This window comes from Castellaniella defragrans 65Phen, assembly GCF_000612685.1.
Taxonomy (GTDB): domain Bacteria; phylum Pseudomonadota; class Gammaproteobacteria; order Burkholderiales; family Burkholderiaceae_B; genus Castellaniella; species Castellaniella defragrans.
The window spans coordinates 3,937,277-3,952,818 of the sequence record NZ_HG916765.1 but is presented as its reverse complement, the minus strand read 5'-3'; the positions used below and the strand labels follow the sequence as shown (position 1 = coordinate 3,952,818).

The following is a 15,542-nucleotide window of genomic DNA, read 5'->3' as shown; positions in this document are numbered from 1 at the left end:
GGAGTGGAAAAGCTGGTGCTGGACGGCAATGGTACCGTGGCTGCCGCGACTGGTGGAGTGACGCTGACAACCACGAATGCGATCTCGCTCGACAGCAGCATCACCCTCAGCAATGCTGGTGTGAACAGCATCACTATTGCAGGGGGTCAGACGGCAACCAACCTGATCGTTGACGCCTCGGGTTCATCGGGTGCTACCACCATCAATGCCTCGGCGTACGCCGTTGGTACCGGTGCTCAACTCCTGGGTGGCTCCGGAAATGATACGCTGACCGGTTCTGCCAATAACGATATCATCAAGGGTGGTGCTGGCAACGATACGATTACCGGTGGTGCTGGCATCGACAGCCTCTCTGGTGGTGCAGGTGCCAATATCTTCGTATTTGCTGCTGGGTAGCTCGGCTGCCAACAGCGTTACGGGTTATGACACCATTACCGACTGGGCGGCCGGCACTGGCAACAAGATAGATTTTGGCGGCACCAATCTGGCGGCGGTTACTCACGCGACGGCACCGGTGACTGGGACGGCCAGCATCAATGCTAATGGCTTGGCGACCTTTGCTGGAACGGATACCACTCTGGCTGCGCAGCTGACTGCTGTCGGTGCGGATGCTGCTGGTACCTCCGTGGTCTGGGCTAATGGTGGCAACAGCTATCTGTTCATCACTGATGGCGCAACGCGGGTATCGGGGCCAATGATGTCCTGATCCAGCTGACTGGCGTGAATGCAGCCGCTGGCCTGACCCTTTGCTGGTGGTGATATCACCGGCGATTGCGTAATCAATCTCCCGATTTATCAGGCAAAGCCATTCGTAAATAATTTCCTGAATTCTGTCCGTTGGGCTGGATTCAGGAATATGCGACGGATGTTATTCTGCAGCGCTACCGAATGAAGTTCAAAAGAGCTTCTGAGGGCTAGCACGAATGGAATGAAACGCCTGAGCCAGTACGCAAAAGGCCTCGCAATTTCGGTTGCGAGGCCTTTGTTCTGCTGCTTTCCGTCACGCCACCTGGAGCGCCTTCAACAAAGGCACCCCCTTTTCAGCGACTCATTGGCCTGGCGGGTCAGTTCGGCCAGGTTATCGTCGGGGCGACTCCAACGTCTTGCCCTCCCTTGATGATGCGCTGACCCTGCGCTCGATGATCCGCCAGGCGTGCTGCGCCCACTCCTGCGCATTCTTGCGGGCCTTGGGCCCGAGCCAGCAGGAACAACTGCTGGAATCGGCGCACCGGCCACCACCGCCCAGCACCGGACTGGCCAGCACCTCGACGTCATTGGGAAACTGCGCACGCTCGATCAGATGGCGGTTCAGCGCATCGCAGCGCTTGTGCACCTGGCGTGCAGCCGCCTCGCTCTGGCAAGGGGCCGCCGCACTCGTGCCTACGAGTACGGTCAGCGCCTCGAGGACCTGAACCTCTTGCAACGGCGGGCAGGGCAGCCACCAGTTCACGCAACGTCTTGGTGCGTACTGGTTGCTGGCCAGGGCATCCAGGACGGGACGGTACACCGCTTTCCTGCAGCGTAGCCTCGCCGGGCAGCCGCAGCCACTTTCAGCGGAACATCGGCCGCATGCTGCTGCAGGACAAAACGGGTCTGCAGCAATTGCTGGTGGCGCAGGACCGGCGGCAGGCGGATAGGGCCTCGCACATAGAGATTCCTTGCGGAACTGCTGGTTCACGAAATAATCACGTGCCTGCTCACGCAAAAATGGGATGGCCGATACTTCCGAGGAACGTCTGCGCATCGGGACTGAGGTTCACCGACTCCACCGCATCGAGCGGTGCAGCCGTGCAGGGCGAAATCCAGCTTGGCGGCGACAAGGCATCGACCACGTCAGTGAAGTACATGCAGTTCCACTCGCGGTTGAAGTATTCATGGGCCAGGTAGTGGCGGTTTTGCTCATGATCTTCTTCAGCCGTTCAGGCAGATGCGGCACGGCCTTGAGGTAATTGGGCTGCGCGGCGAGCAGGCCCTCGGAGAATTTCATCGCGGCCTCGACCCGCTGCACGGCCCCCGTGGCGCCGGGAATAAAGCGGTCGTGCAAGGCAAAGAGCTGGCGCAGCGGATAGGCCGGCGACCAGCCCGGAAAGCAGTTGTAGCTGATGTACAGCAGCCCGCCGGGTTTCAAATGGCGGCGGGCGAACTCGGCAATGATCTTCTGATTGTCGCGGCTCACCCAGGTCCAGATGCCGTGCAGGCTGATGCTGTCGAACTGCGGCAGGTCGGTGCGTGCCAGCAGCTGCTCGAAGCTGTCGTCAAAGAGGCGTGCGCCGCTGCCCGAGATGGCGGCCAATTGATTGGCGTGCGCCGCATGGGCGGGATTGAAGTCGGTGCCCACGAAACTGTCCGGGCTGGCTGCCGCATGGATGTTGATCGAGACTCCCTGACCAAAGCCCAGTTCGCAGTGCTGCTGCTGCGCCGCATCGGGTGCGGCAAAGCCGCGCAGCAGCAGGCAGAAGCGCTGGAACACGGGGTTGATCTCGCGGTAGTAGCCATAGGTGTAGGCCACGTCGGTAAAGTAGCCTTCGTTCCAGACAGTGCTCATGATGTTTTAGTGATTGGCAGGGGACATGCCCAGGATCGGGTGATGTGCAATGATATGTGAAAAACCCCCGTCCTGAACCAGGGCGGGGGTCGGCCTTATCCGTCTTAACGCTTCCCGGCCTATGGCCGGGAATAATGCAGGATGATATCAGAGGGAAATATCGTTGATCGTGAAGTTCACAACGCCTGTGATTTGGATGGCCAGATCAGCCGCGGCATTCCAGTTGCCGTCACCATCGGCATCCACGAACACGTAGGTATTGCCACCATTGGTGCCAATAGCCACGCCACGATCACCTGCCGCATCGGCAAAGAAATCGGCAATCTGCATCTGGAAGTTGCCGCCACCCAGTGCTTCAGCCAGAGCGCCCTTGTTCACTGCATCCGCCGCGGCATAGCCGGTGAAGCCGAACGAGGACAGGTCAATCTTGTCAGCCTGGTTAGCGCCTGCAGAGGCTGCCGTGGTAAACGTGGCGATTGCTTCCACCGCACCAGCATCGATCTTGCCATCGGCATTGGTGTCCGTGAAGCTCACGTCCGAAGCCGACTTGTAGATGATGGTATCCGCCTTGCCAGCGGCTGCCAGCGTAATCTGATCGTTTCCGGCACCACCGTAGATGGAACCACCGTCAGTAGCCTTGTAGGTATCCACACCAGAAGAACCCTGGTAGGCAATCTGCGTGGTGATAGCCGAGGCGTTCAGCGTGATGTCGCCGCTGGAGCCGGTGGCATCGACCTTGGCCAGCGTGTTGCCTGTATTCGTCACTTTCGTGAAGATGATATCGCTGTCACCTGTCAGCGTCAGGGTAGTGGCATTGGCAATGATCAGGTTATCGAACGTGGTGCTATAGGCATTGGCCTTCAGCCCGGTATCGATGGTGGCTACGGCGGAGTGAATATTGATGTTCTCCACGTCGGCAATAGTGGTGCTTGTTTTGAAGATCACGTTACCATCAGCAGTGCCATCGTTGTTGCCATCGTTGATAGCCACATTGATATGCACCGAGTCAGCCTTGCCGGTAGCATCCTTCAGAACGATTTGAGTGGTGTTGGCCAAGTCAAAGTCCGCATTGGTCTTGGCCTTGCTCATCACATTCAGCGTGAAATCCGCACCAGCGTTGATGAGCTTGGTGGCAGCAGAGAGTGCGCCGTTGACGGCCTCGTCGATCTGCACCGTCTCGAAGCCGCCGAGCGACACGTCGTAGTCGCCCTTGCCACCGGATACATCCAGCGTTTCGAAGCCGGAGATCAGCTTGGAATTGGCAGCCGTCCAGGTTGCGGCGTCGGTGATGTTGATGAGATCGGTGCCTTCCCCGCCAGCGATCGACTTGAAGCTGGCCAGTTTGGCGCCCACGTAGATGGCATCGTTGCCGGCACCCAGGTCGACTGTCGTGTTGGCGGTCACTGTAGTGTCCATGTCGAATACGTCATTGCCAGAACCGCCCTTGACGGCGGCGGTGGCGCTGCTCTGAATATCGGCCTTCACGCCGCCGGTGTTAGCCGAAGCGTCGAAACTGGTCAGGGCGGCGGTAAAAGCCGCGCCTGTCAGGTTGACCGAACCTGCGCCAGTGACGGTGACAACCTTGGCGGTAGCAGCGCTGTCGGTGAAAGTCAGCACGTTGGTGCCGGTAGCGGCCACGGAAAGCGTGGTGGCGACGTCAGCCTTCGTGGAGTTCACCGTGACGTAGGCATTGTTGGCAGTCACATTCAGCGTGGTGGCCTTGGCAGCGGTGGCCGTACCCAGATCAACGGTATTGGCGGCATCGGCCTTGCCTACGGTGTCCAGGGTCAGGTTCAGCGTGGCGGCCGTGGAGCCGTCAAAGCTGGCATTCGAGTTTTGGCCACGGACGGTCAGGTTGGCGACACCGCCCAGGTTGCTCACAAGGCCGGCGGTGGTGCTTTCAGCCACAACCACGGACTCGACGCCGGTGGTGTTGGCCAAGCTCAGCGAAGCGCCGGCGTTGGCAAAACGCACTTCCACGTTTTCGATACCCTTGAGCGTTGCGCCCACGGCAGCGGCTTCAAACAGCGTAGCCTTGAGGGTATCAGTCCCCGCGCCGCCGTCGAGCACGTCGACGTTCTGCAAGGTGTTGATCAGGGCGCCCGCGCCGTTCTGTGCAGCAGGCGCATTGAAGGTGTCATTGCCGGCAGTACCGGTCAGATTATCTTGATTGACAGTGAGCGGTGTAGTCTGCCTGCTCCCGGCCCAGGATTCATCGGGCTTTGCCACTTATCGTCTGTCTGTCACCGGCCCGGCAACGACCATGCTTTCCTCCCGAACGGCCAGAAAATGAGGGTGCGGAGGCATGACTATGATGCTTTCATCCGTTCGTACTTCCCAGTCTGGCGGGGTGGTGGGGACATGCCCAGAATGAGGCTTCCCGCATCCGGAAGCCCGCCATGCCCGCTCGGAACGATGCTGCGCCTGCTGCCGGCGCAGGCGCCGCTGCGCCCTCCCCGGCCGACGACCACGACAGTCCTTGGAAGGAGGCCATGGAGGTCTTCTTCCGGCAGGCCATCGAGCTGCTGGCCCCGGACCTGTACCCGGCCATCGACTGGTCGGTCGCCCCGCAGTTCCTGGACAAGGAACTGCAGGCCCTCGGCGTGCCGGATGGCCCGCCCGGCCGTGGGCGGCTGCATGCCGACAGGCTGGTGCGGGTGCGCCATCGGGCCGGTGCCGATGCCTGGATTCTGGTCCACATGTACACTTGTCCCAGTGGCTGGATCGCTGGGACGAACTGGAATCGCTGGCGCGCACGAACCCGTTTGCGGTGGTGGTCATGGCGCAGCTGCAGGCCGTGCGGTACCGGGCCGGGACGCGGCGGGTGGCGCCGGCGGTATCCCTGGTGCGGATGCTGTACGGGTACGGCTATGGCCATGAGCAGATCCAGCCGCTGCTGCGGCTGATCGAATGGATGCTGCGGCTGCCCAAGGACCTGGAGCCGGTGTATCTGGCGGCGGTGGAACGCCTGGAACGGGAGCGCAAGATGAGCTATGTGATGATTGCCGAGCGGCGCGGCATTGCCAAGGGCCTGGAACGGGGCCAGGTCAAGGGCCAGGCCGACCTGCTGCTGCGCCTGCTTCAGCGCCGCTTCGGTGCGGTGGGCGCCGACGTGGTGCAGCGCATTCGCGCGGCCGGCATGGAAGAACTGGAAACCTGGTCGTTGAACATCCTGGACGCTGCCACCCTGGAGGATGTGTTCCGCGGGTGAACAGCGCCAGAGCCCTCTTTGTGACCTGCGCGGCCAGCGCCAAGCTGCAAGGGGGGCGGTGACATTGCAGGACGAGGATCGGGGGCTGCAACGCAAATCGCAGGAACTGCACCATAGTTAACGGCGTTAACTCGTCTTCGAAAAACTGACGACCACTCATGCGGCCGTTCGTCAATATTGGGCTCCTTGGCAAATCATATGGGCGCGGCCTCAGGTGCCCCACAAGCTCGATAGCGGCGCCGCCCAGATTCCGTCCCCCAAGGGCATCGTCTCGGTGCCGTCATACAGCAACACGCCCATCTTGAATTGGCTGCCCGCCAGGCTGGCCAGCTTCTTCAGCCCACGAAGATCGCCTTCCTTGACGGTGGCTGCAGCTTTCACCTCGACCCCGACCAGCTGTCCGGCCGTATTCTCGATCACGACGTCGACCTCGAACTTGTCCGCATCCCTGTAGTACATCAGGCGATAGTCGCCATCAGCCGTGGTGGTGTGCTTGAGCAGTTCACCAAAGACAAAGGTCTCCAGCACGTTGCCAAACCGCGTGCGGTCTTGACGCACCTCATCAAAGGTCAGATCCAGCAACGCCGCCAACAGACCGGAATCTATGAACTGCAGCTTGGACGTCTTCACCACCCGGCTCAGGCGGTTGCGTGCCCAGACATCGATCCGCTTGAGCAGGTACATCCGCTCGAATACGCCGACGTAACGCGAGGCCGTCTTGCCATCCAATCCGACCTGGCCGCCGAGCTGGGTGTAATTGCACATCTGGCCTGCCGTCTGCGCCAAGGCCCGGAGGAATCGCGGCAGCTGATCCAGCTTCTCGATGCCTGCCACATCACGCACATCACGCTGAATGATCGCGTCGGTGTACTGACGCGCCCACGCGACACGGCGCTTGGCCGAGGCGCGTGAAATAGCTTCGGGGTAGCCGCCACGCAACACGCGTTCGACCAGGTCATTGCCCAGTGCAGGCTGATCCACCTTGAGTATCCGACCTGCGAAGACGCCATCGATCCAGTTCGCCGAGTGCGACTCGATTTCGCTCTGCGACAAAGGCAACAGCGACAGGGTTTCCATTCGGCCAGCGAGTGAGTCGGCCACGGCGGGTAGTGCCATCAAGTTGGCCGAACCGGTCAGCAGGAAGCGGCCAGGACGCCGGTCTTCGTCCACGCTCTTCTTGATGGCCAGCAGGAGCTGAGGCGCACGCTGGATTTCATCAATCACTGCACGATCCAAGCTACGAATCATCCCGACCGGATCTTCCCGTGCCGACAGCAATGTCAGCTCGTCATCCATGGTCAGGTAGCGCAATCCCTGTTGTTCTGCGATTTGCCGTACCAGCGTTGTCTTGCCAGCCTGACGAGGACCTGCCAACAACACAACTGGCGTGTCCAGCAGCGCTTCAGCGATGCGCGGTTCGATCCAGCGCGGGAAAAGGGATACCACATTCATGCAGGAATGGTATCGTGAATCTCGGAAATCAACAACGTAAATTACGGAATCAATGGGCGTAAATATCGGAATCAAGTCGCGTGAATTGCGGAACGGATAGGTTTCACGTTCGCCAAACGCAAAAATCCCCCGACCCCATCGCCGGCAAAGGCGGTGAGCGGTGTAGTCTGCCTGCTCCCGGCCTATGATTCATCGGGCTTTGCCGCTTATCGTCTGTCTGTCACCAGCCCGGCAACGACCGTGCTTTCCTCCCGAAAGGCCAGAAAAGGTGGATGCCGGCGTGGGGCAGCGCATCCGCGCGGCCGGCATGGAGGACCTGGAGACCTGGTCATTGAACATCCTGGACGCTGCCGCCCTGGAGGATGTGTTCCGCGGGTGAACACCAGTCGATAGCCTGGCAGCTGCCTCTGAATCCAGGGCATGGCCGCCGCCCTGCGCCACCAACTCGACCAGCCTGGGACCGCAGCGCTGTGCTTCAAACGAGGTGGCGTACCGCGAGGATACGCACCGCTGGAGCTTCTGACTGTGGAGTGAAGTAGCTGTTGCGCCGCCGATGCTCCTTTCGGCCGCGGCGTTCCGGGGTCAATGTTCGGTGCGATCAGACCCATGCTGCGAATCAGCCAGCGTCTGGCCGACCATGCCTTGAAGCGCGACATATTCCGCGACATAATAGTGTCGCGCTTGACACTCCTGCACGACATTGCACGACAGATTCACCGCAAGGAGGCTATCCGATGCTACCAGCCGCGCTGGCCGAAGAACTCAACCGGATCGAATCCATCGTCGCGGCGCATCCGAGCGGCATCGGCATCACCGCCATCGAGGCCGAGATTGCGCGGCGCCACGGCGACAAGCCCAACCGCCGCACATTACAGCGCCGCCTGCAGAAACTGATCGAGTCGCAGCGCATCACCACCGAGGGCGAAAGCATCGCCTTGGTCTATAAACTGATTTCCGGCGGTGTTGTACCAGCCAGCGCTTCGCTGACACTCGCCGCCACGGCAACGGCCGAGGCTGAGCTGTATGTTCCGGTGTCCCCAGAAGGGGCGGCCATTCGCGATCGGGTTCGACTCCCGCTGATGCATCGCCGACCGGCCGGGTACCAACGCGAGTTTCTGGAAGACTACCAGCCCGGCACGACCTTCTACCTGCCCGAGTCGCTGCGACGCCAGCTGCACGAAATGGGGCGCACCTCTGCCAATGAACGGCCTGCAGGAACCTACGCCAGGGACATCCTGGGCCGGCTGCTGGTCGATCTGTCGTGGGCTTCGTCCAGGCTGGAGGGCAACACCTACAGCCGGCTCGATACCCAGAACCTGATCGAATTCGGCCAGGTTGCCAAGGGCAAGGATGTCATCGAAACGCAGATGATCCTGAATCACAAGGCAGCCATCGAGATGTTGATCGAGGACGCCGACGAGGTGGGCTTTGACGCCTTCACTTTCAAGAACCTGCATGCGGTGCTGTCGCAGGACTTGATGCGTGACCCGCAGGCCAGCGGCCGTTTGCGTCGGCGCCCGGTGGATATCTCGGGCACTGTGTTTCATCCGCTGGCGCTGCCCCAGGTGATTGAAGACTGTTTTACGATGCTGCTGGCCAAGGCTGCCGCTATCCCCGATCCGTTCGAGCAGGCCTTCTTCCTGATGGTGCAACTGCCCTACCTGCAGCCGTTTGAAGACGTGAACAAGCGCGTTTCGCGCATCGGCGCCAATATTCCGCTATTCAAGCGCAACCTTTGCCCGCTGTCCTTCATCGATGTGCCGGAGCACGCCTATATCGAAGGGACGCTGGGGGTGTATGAACTCAACCGGATCGCGTTGTTGCGCGATGTGTTCGTCTGGGCTTACGAACGCTCTTGCCAGCGGTATCTGGCCATCGCGCAAACGATGGTCGAACCCGACCCGCTGAAGATCAAGTACCGGGAGGCGCTGATTCAGGCGGTGCAGGCAATCGTGAAGGGGCTGCGGCAACCCAGCCCCGCGGTCATTGCCGAGGTGGCGCGGGATCACGCCGCCGAAACCGACCAGGCGGCATTCCGGGAGATGCTCTCGGCTGCGCTGCAGCAACTGCACGAAGGCGGCATCGCCCGCTACCGGCTGCGTCGTTCGGAATACATCGCATGGCAGCACGCGCACGCCCAAGTCTGAGTCGAGGGTGTCGTAAGGGCACCAGTCCACCAGCTTCAGTGTAGTGCGGCGAGCGCAGCCTCGGGCGCCTTGTCCAGCACCTTGAGCAAGGCCTTGGCGGCGCCCGTGGGGCTGCGCTTGCGAACACGGCGCACGAATTTGGCGACGTCCTGCATGGCCTCTGCTTCATCGGATACCTCTTGCCGGGCAATGTCTGCCTCTGTCGTGGCGATGAAAGTCTGCTCCCCTCGAGAGTCTTGATCCATCAAACTTTTGAATCGTGGATTGATCACGATCGACTCGGCACCGGTTGTGCCATCGCCGTGAACGGCCGGGCGTTTGTTTTCAACGGTTCGGCACGGGTGAAGCGCGGCATCGCGGTGCCGCGCCTTGTCAGGTTCGGCGCCGATGTCCGGGATGTGGCGTGCCGCGTCTATGGGACGACGGGGCAGTGGCCCGCCACGACTTCCACCGCTTCGCGCAGTCTCTCGCGGCTCAAGTGGGCGTAGCGGCTGGTGGTGCGGATATCCGCATGCCCGAGCAGTTCCTGCACTTCGTACAGGCTGCGGCCCGCGTTGACCAGGAAGCTGGCGAAGCTGTGGCGCAGGTCGTGTATGCGCAGCGCCGGCACTCCGGCCTGTTTGCGGGCGGTGTCCCAGCTGTAGAAGATGGACACGAAGGGTTGTCCGGTGCGTGGGTTGACGAAAATGGTCTCCGTGCCCGGATCGGAGGTCTCGCGGAGTTTGCGCAGCAGGTCCAGCGCGCCGGATGACAGCGGCACGTGCCGGGCCTTGCCGGACTTGGTTTTGGGGATGCGCCAGAGTTTTTGCCGCCAGTCGACGTCTTGCCACCGGGCGTCCAGGGCCTCGCGCTTGCGGGCGCCGGTGAGCAGCAGCATGGCGATGATCGGTGCCAGCATGGAGTTCTGGCTGGCGTGCACCGCCGTCAGCAGCCGGGTGGTCTGCTGCGGGGACAGGTAGCGCTCGATTTTGTTGTTTTCCTTCAGGTTCTTCAGTTCTTTCGCGGGGTTGCCTTCCACCCCGTCCGTTCGCCAGCGCAGTGCCAGGGTGTAGCCGTACCGCAGCAGCACCAGGACGCGGTTGATGGTGCCGGAGGCATAGTTCCGGCTGCGCATCGATTCCACGACCCGGGCGATGTCGGGCGGAATCAGGCTGCCCATGGCGCGCTCGCCCAAGGCGGGCAGCAGGTGGTTGCGGATGATGGTTTCATCGGTGCCCCAGGACCGTTTGTAGCTTTTGACGTAGGGCAGGTAGTGCTGGGTATAGAAGTGCTCGATGGTCGGTCCGTCGATGGGCTGGTCCGCTGCCTTGGGGTCGCCGCCGGCGATCACCTTGCGCAGGGCGGTGCGCGCCCGGTCGCGGGCTTCGGCCACGGTCAGCAGCCGGGCATCGCCCAGGGTGTGCACCCGTTTTCTGCCGCCCTGGCGGTAGCGTATCCGAAAGGCCATGCGGCCGTTGGCCAGCACGTCCACGTACAGGCCGCGCATCAGGGTGTCGCAGTATTCCAGGTGGGCGCGGCCTGGCGGGCAGGCGAGGGTTGCAACCAAGGTGTCGCTGAGTTTCTGGACCGGCATGAGGGTCTCCGTTGTAATGGGAACGGAGACGCTAATCGCCGGAGGCCGGGGGGACAACTGGATATCGGCGGTTTTTGGGTTGTGTGCATCGAAGCCGGTGCTCTCCGGCGGGAGCCGCTGGAAAGGCGGGCCGCTGTTGGTTCGTCGTTGGCAGCGGAAGGAAGCGCTGGAAGTCTTCTGCCGGCAGGCCATCGAACGGTTGACTCCCGTCTTGGACCAGGCCCTTGGCTACCGGATGGTCCGCCTGGTCATGGACGGCTGCATGCCGACACTCCCGTACCGTAAGCCATCGGGCCGGCGCCGATGCCTGGATCCTGGTCCGCGTCGAGGTGCAGGGCGGGGGCATGGGCCCCCGGGCGCTTGCCATTGGCCCTGTTCAGCCTGTGCATCCTGGTGATCAGCCGCTCCGGCCCTGATCGCCTGGGATACCAGCGCGAGCTCCTGGATCAGGATGGCCTGCTCGGCTATAGACGTCTGCATGCAGACAAGCTGGAGCGGATCTCTCGAATCGTCATGACGCGCCCGCCTGTCCGGGATCGACGACCGTCAGCCCCTCGATATTCAGGAAGTCGGTCACGTTGCGTGTCGCCAACCGCAGGCCGTGCACCACCGCGATGGCATCGATTTGCGCATTCTCCACACAGATGGGTCGCCCCGCCAGGGTACGCGCTGCGGCGATGTGCGCACAGCGCCGGCACCCCGGCCTGTTTGTGGGCGGCGTCCCAGCTATACTGTCCAATGTGTCCATCAACGGCGCGCAGGGCATCGACACCCTCCGCATCGTCAACGCCGACAGCGTGATGACGCCTTCCCTGCTGTCCGTCGAGCACGTCAGCGTGGCGGCGGTGGCCGCCTCCGGCCTGAGCGCCGCCGGCGTGCAGACCCTGTCCGTCACGGGCGGCAAGGACTTCGTCTACACCGGTAGCCTGCTGAACAGCCTGTCCTACGACGGCGGCGACCCCACTCATGAATTCACCGCCGTCTTCAGCGGCGTGGACGGCACCCAGGATGCCCTGGCCGTCCACCTCTCCGCCGACGCCAACCTCACCCTCAACGGCGTGGAAAACCTCAGCCTCACGCTGGGCACCGAGACTAGCGTGTTTGTCGTCAACGACCACGCCGTCCAGGGCGACGCCCTGACCGCCCACGTGGACGGCGGCGCGGCCGGGGCCGATCAACTGCTGGTTCTGGACAGCGCCGGTTCCGGCAGCCTGGCCTCCTTCACCCTGGACGCCGCCGCGGTTGCCAGCGACCTGGACGTGGGCTATTTCGGCGATCTCGACTACGTCAAGTCCATCACCGTCCTCACCGGCGACGGCTGCGACTGCATCAGCGTGTTTCCCCTCGCCCCGGACGCGACCGTCGTGATCGACTCGGGCGCCGGCGATGATTGTATCGACCTCGGCATCGGCCCGGGTTCGACCGCCACCGTCCGGCTGGGCGACGGCGATGATGAATTTGCCGCCATGTCCGCGGTCGCGGGTTCCACCGTCATGGTCGATGGCGGTGCGGGTAATGACTTTCTTATCGCGGGCGCGGGCATCGACATCATGACGGGTGGCACTGGCGTCGACGTATTCGAGTTCACCGTCGGCATGGACGCCGCCCGCGTCCAGACGTCCACCGATGCCGGCGGCGCCGTCACGCTCACCGGTTTCGACATCATCACCGACTTCGAGAACGTCATCGCCCTGGATCCGGATCCGAGCCTCACCTTCGTCGAAGCGGTCAACGTGGACGACCTCGCCGCCGCTGCCGCGCCCGGCACCTATGCCGGCCTGGGCGTCGTCGACGCGGACGGCCGCGTCGCCTTTGAAACCGGCTTCCTGGCGAACCACACCACCCTGCAATCCGTCCTCCAGGCCCTCAATGCCAGCATCGGCGACGAGGGCGACGGAGTGCTCTTCTCCTTCGGCGGCAACGCCTACGTGTGGGCCCAAGGCGACGACGCCGCGAACTTCGACGATGACAGCCTCATCCAGCTCACCGGCGTCAACGCCAAGCTGCTGAAAATCATCCCCGATGCCCTCGATACCATCGGCAGCGTCATCGTGTTCGCGTAAGGCCCGACACCGGATATTCGCCCGATCCCTGAGACTCGATCTCTGACTCCTGATCTCTGATTCCTGACTCCTGACACTCGGCGGCCGACCCCTGACGTTCGGCGGCCGAGTTTTTCCGGTGTCCGGGATTCCGTTCGCCGGAATCTCGACCCTCGGATCCCTTCTCTCAAGTCCCGCGGCGTCCTAAGGCGTCCACCGTGGCCTGGCACGCCAGGCCACGGTGGACGGGGTGTGGGCTATGGGCTAATGAGACGTCAATGTCTTGTTTGAGGAAAATCGCCGCGATGGCGGCCGCATCAGACCAAGAGCATTGTGGTAGTGCCGTGAAGAGCAGCCTCAGCCTCTTGAGCCTCGCGAGCGGTGCGCTGGGTGCTCTGACCTGGAGGATCGCTGGATAGGGCTCTGGACCCGAGGGACCCTCCGTATGCACGGCGGCAACGATCGCGCTGCTGGACGACATCGCTCAGATCACTGAAGCCTTGAAATTAGCCACGTCGAAACTGTCCGCAGGCCTCCCCTTGAGTCCGGACATGGTAGGTCGCCTGCCGCGACATGCGCGCTGCCGGCGTCAAGACCGCGGTGGGGGCCGAAGCAGAGGCGCGAAAACAAGCCGAACTCGATGTTCTCGACCAGTAGATCTCCCGCCTCGAAGCCCAGCTCGCCCTGCTGGAGGCGCAGCGCAAATTGTGCGATGCCTAGGCTACGCCTTGATGGGATTTGGGTGTCAGGATGCCGCGTTGCTTTATTGCATGGATGCACTTGCTTTTTGTATCCTTGCGGCTACAATTAAGACTGTAGCCTATGGGCTACTGGTGCTCATGAAACGTTAAGGGGATGAAGAGATGATTCGATGCCGACCAATTCTGCGTAGGACGAAATGCTTCCATGCACGAAAACCAAAAGAAAATTCTCAGCACTGAGAGATTTGATGAGTTTGAACAAAACCTGAAGGATAAAGCCGCACGGGCGAGAATCCAAGCTCGTATTGGGCGGCTGATGTTGGGTAACCCTGGAAGCCATCGAAGATTGGAAAAAGGGGTAATCGAACTGAAGATCGATGTCGGTCCTGGTTACCGAGTCTATTACGTGGAGCGTAGTATGGGGACTATCGTTATCTTGCTTGCTGGAGGCGATAAATCGACCCAGGATGCGGATATCAAAACCGCATACTCCATGGCCGATAAGCTCGATGAGATCGCGTGAATGCCAGGCAGTTGCGAACAAAGCTCGATCGCTGTTCGAGCTTTGCTTCGCTTGGTGTGCTTGCTCCTGAAGGAGCTGTATATGAAAAAGATTGTTATCCGGAATTACGATGTGGCCGAGCGCCTACGTTCGCCGGAAGAGATGGCGCTTTATCTTGATGCATGCATCGAAGAAAGTGATGGTGATGCCGCGCTCATCGCCAAGGCCTTAGGTGATATTGCTCGTGCTCAAGGTATGGCTCAGGTAGCCAAGGAAGCGGGGCTGTCCCGCGAAAGCCTATATAAGGCGCTCTCGGGGGACAGAGCGCCCGAGTTTTCAACGATACTCAAGGTGGTGCGGGCTTTAGGCATACGGCTACATGCTGTTCCAGCCTGATTATCCCCGTGCTGCACCCTGAAGGACGCCATCAGGGGGCACCCCCCTGTTACGCCACCTGTAGCGTCTTGTCTTCAGCTGAGGCAATCCCTTTTCCGTGAATTCGTCGGATTGACGGATCAGTTTAGCGGCGGGGGAACGCCTGGAACAGGAGCGCAAGATGAGCTATGTGATGATTGCCGAACGCCGCGGCATTGCGAAGGGTTTGGAGCAGGGCCAGGTCAAGGGCCAGGCCGACCTGCTGTTGCGCCAGATCCAGCGCCGCTTCGGGGCCGTGGATGCCGCAGTCGAGCAACGCATCCGCGCCGCCGGCGCGGACGATCTGGAAGCCTGGTCGCTGAACATCCTCGACGCCACGACCCTGGAAGACGTGTTCCGCGGCTGAGAGGGTTTGGGCCTGCCGATCGCCCCGGCACCACGATGAGGCCGCCCCCGCCCTACAGGCCTGGATAGAATAGCGCCCATATTCGCACTGCATGGCGCAGCTGCAGGCCTTGCGGTACAAGGGTGGGGCGCAGCGGGTGGAGCTCACCGTCTCGCTGGTGCGGATGCTGTACGGGTACGGCTACGACCGGGAACACATCCAGCCGTTGCTGCGGCTGATCGAATGGATGCTGCGGCTGCCCGCACAGCAGGAGCCGGCCTATCTGGCGGCGGTGGAACGCCTGGAACAGGAGCGCAAGATGAGCTACGTGATGATTGCCGAACGCCGCGGCATTGCGAAAGGACTGGAACAAGGCCAGGTCAAAGGCCAGGCCGACCTGCTGCTGCGCCAGATCCAGAAGCGCTTCGGGGCGGTGGATGCCGCCGTCGAGCAGCGCATCCGCACCGCCGGCGCGGACGATCTGGAAGCCTGGTCGCTGAACATCCTCGACGCCACGACCCTGGAAGACGTATTCCGCGGCTGAGAAGGTCCGGACCCGCCGATCGTCCCGGCACCACGATGCGGCCGCCCCTGTTCTGCCGGCCTGGA

The 15,542-nt window shown here is 61.9% G+C and carries 16 protein-coding genes and 1 pseudogene; 9 read left to right on the top strand and 8 right to left on the bottom strand.

Annotated elements, in window-relative coordinates:
- Positions 1-3 precede the first annotated feature (3 nt).
- On the top strand, positions 4-396 hold the full coding sequence (locus BN940_RS18740) for a calcium-binding protein (protein WP_084330883.1): 393 nt from the start codon (positions 4-6) through the stop codon (positions 394-396).
- Positions 383-706 (top strand): hypothetical protein, encoded by a 324-nt coding sequence (locus BN940_RS19150; RefSeq protein WP_148305010.1) that lies wholly within the window; start codon positions 383-385, stop codon positions 704-706. The genes BN940_RS18740 and BN940_RS19150 overlap by 14 nt, the downstream gene beginning before the upstream one ends.
- A gap of 372 nt (positions 707-1,078) precedes the next feature.
- Here BN940_RS19150 and BN940_RS19560 read toward each other — a convergent pair whose 3' ends face one another.
- The 4 genes and pseudogenes from BN940_RS19560 to BN940_RS17715 form a co-directional block, all read right to left on the bottom strand.
- Complete coding sequence (locus tag BN940_RS19560; protein ID WP_198408281.1) at positions 1,079-1,450, bottom strand: hypothetical protein; 372 nt, start codon at positions 1,448-1,450, stop codon at positions 1,079-1,081.
- Positions 1,451-1,697: 247 nt separating this feature from the next.
- Positions 1,698-1,847 carry a hypothetical protein gene (locus BN940_RS20370; RefSeq protein WP_420864835.1) on the bottom strand — a complete coding sequence of 50 codons (150 nt, stop codon included), beginning with the start codon at positions 1,845-1,847 and terminating at the stop codon, positions 1,698-1,700.
- 266 nt (positions 1,848-2,113) lie between these two features.
- Positions 2,114-2,545: pseudogene (locus tag BN940_RS20365) on the bottom strand (class I SAM-dependent methyltransferase); the annotation flags it as partial.
- Positions 2,546-2,692: 147 nt separating this feature from the next.
- The gene (locus tag BN940_RS17715; RefSeq protein WP_148305009.1) at positions 2,693-4,774 is read right to left on the bottom strand and encodes a beta strand repeat-containing protein; all 2,082 of its coding nucleotides are present in this window, start codon (positions 4,772-4,774) and stop codon (positions 2,693-2,695) included.
- Between the two features lie 478 nt (positions 4,775-5,252).
- On the opposite strand from BN940_RS17715, the gene BN940_RS17710 reads away from it, so the two are divergent.
- Positions 5,253-5,756: a DUF4351 domain-containing protein gene (locus tag BN940_RS17710; RefSeq protein WP_052355472.1), complete on the top strand. Its 504-nt coding sequence runs from the start codon at positions 5,253-5,255 to the stop codon at positions 5,754-5,756.
- Positions 5,757-5,966: 210 nt separating this feature from the next.
- On the opposite strand, the gene BN940_RS17705 is transcribed toward BN940_RS17710, so the two are convergent.
- Positions 5,967-7,208 carry an ATP-binding protein gene (locus BN940_RS17705; RefSeq protein WP_043678778.1) on the bottom strand — a complete coding sequence of 414 codons (1,242 nt, stop codon included), beginning with the start codon at positions 7,206-7,208 and terminating at the stop codon, positions 5,967-5,969.
- Between the two features lie 734 nt (positions 7,209-7,942).
- Between BN940_RS17705 and BN940_RS17700 the strand changes: the two genes are divergently transcribed.
- Positions 7,943-9,355 carry a Fic family protein gene (locus BN940_RS17700; protein ID WP_043685275.1) on the top strand — a complete coding sequence of 471 codons (1,413 nt, stop codon included), beginning with the start codon at positions 7,943-7,945 and terminating at the stop codon, positions 9,353-9,355.
- Between the two features lie 35 nt (positions 9,356-9,390).
- Here BN940_RS17700 and BN940_RS17695 read toward each other — a convergent pair whose 3' ends face one another.
- The 3 genes from BN940_RS17695 to BN940_RS20195 form a co-directional block, all read right to left on the bottom strand.
- Entirely contained in the window at positions 9,391-9,627 is a 237-nt protein-coding gene (locus tag BN940_RS17695) for a hypothetical protein (RefSeq protein WP_242404234.1), read from the bottom strand.
- A gap of 140 nt (positions 9,628-9,767) precedes the next feature.
- Positions 9,768-10,928, bottom strand: a complete 1,161-nt coding sequence (locus tag BN940_RS17690) for a site-specific integrase (protein ID WP_043685270.1) — start codon at positions 10,926-10,928, stop codon at positions 9,768-9,770.
- A 511-nt stretch (positions 10,929-11,439) separates the two neighbouring features.
- Entirely contained in the window at positions 11,440-11,568 is a 129-nt protein-coding gene (locus BN940_RS20195) for a PIN domain-containing protein (protein WP_148305008.1), read from the bottom strand.
- A gap of 100 nt (positions 11,569-11,668) precedes the next feature.
- Here BN940_RS20195 and BN940_RS17685 point away from each other — a divergent pair, with 100 nt between their 5' ends.
- From BN940_RS17685 to BN940_RS17670, 5 genes are all read left to right on the top strand, one after another.
- Positions 11,669-12,991 carry a calcium-binding protein gene (locus BN940_RS17685; RefSeq protein WP_043685268.1) on the top strand — a complete coding sequence of 441 codons (1,323 nt, stop codon included), beginning with the start codon at positions 11,669-11,671 and terminating at the stop codon, positions 12,989-12,991.
- Positions 12,992-13,876: 885 nt separating this feature from the next.
- Positions 13,877-14,194: a type II toxin-antitoxin system RelE/ParE family toxin gene (locus BN940_RS17680; RefSeq protein WP_043685265.1), complete on the top strand. Its 318-nt coding sequence runs from the start codon at positions 13,877-13,879 to the stop codon at positions 14,192-14,194.
- Positions 14,195-14,275: 81 nt separating this feature from the next.
- Entirely contained in the window at positions 14,276-14,569 is a 294-nt protein-coding gene (locus tag BN940_RS18735; RefSeq protein WP_084330882.1) for an addiction module antidote protein, read from the top strand.
- Positions 14,570-14,729: 160 nt separating this feature from the next.
- Positions 14,730-14,954, top strand: coding sequence for a DUF4351 domain-containing protein (locus BN940_RS17675; RefSeq protein ID WP_043685262.1), 225 nt, complete (start codon positions 14,730-14,732; stop codon positions 14,952-14,954).
- Between the two features lie 91 nt (positions 14,955-15,045).
- Complete coding sequence (locus tag BN940_RS17670; protein ID WP_052356002.1) at positions 15,046-15,477, top strand: DUF4351 domain-containing protein; 432 nt, start codon at positions 15,046-15,048, stop codon at positions 15,475-15,477.
- The last annotated feature ends 65 nt before the right edge of the window (positions 15,478-15,542 follow it).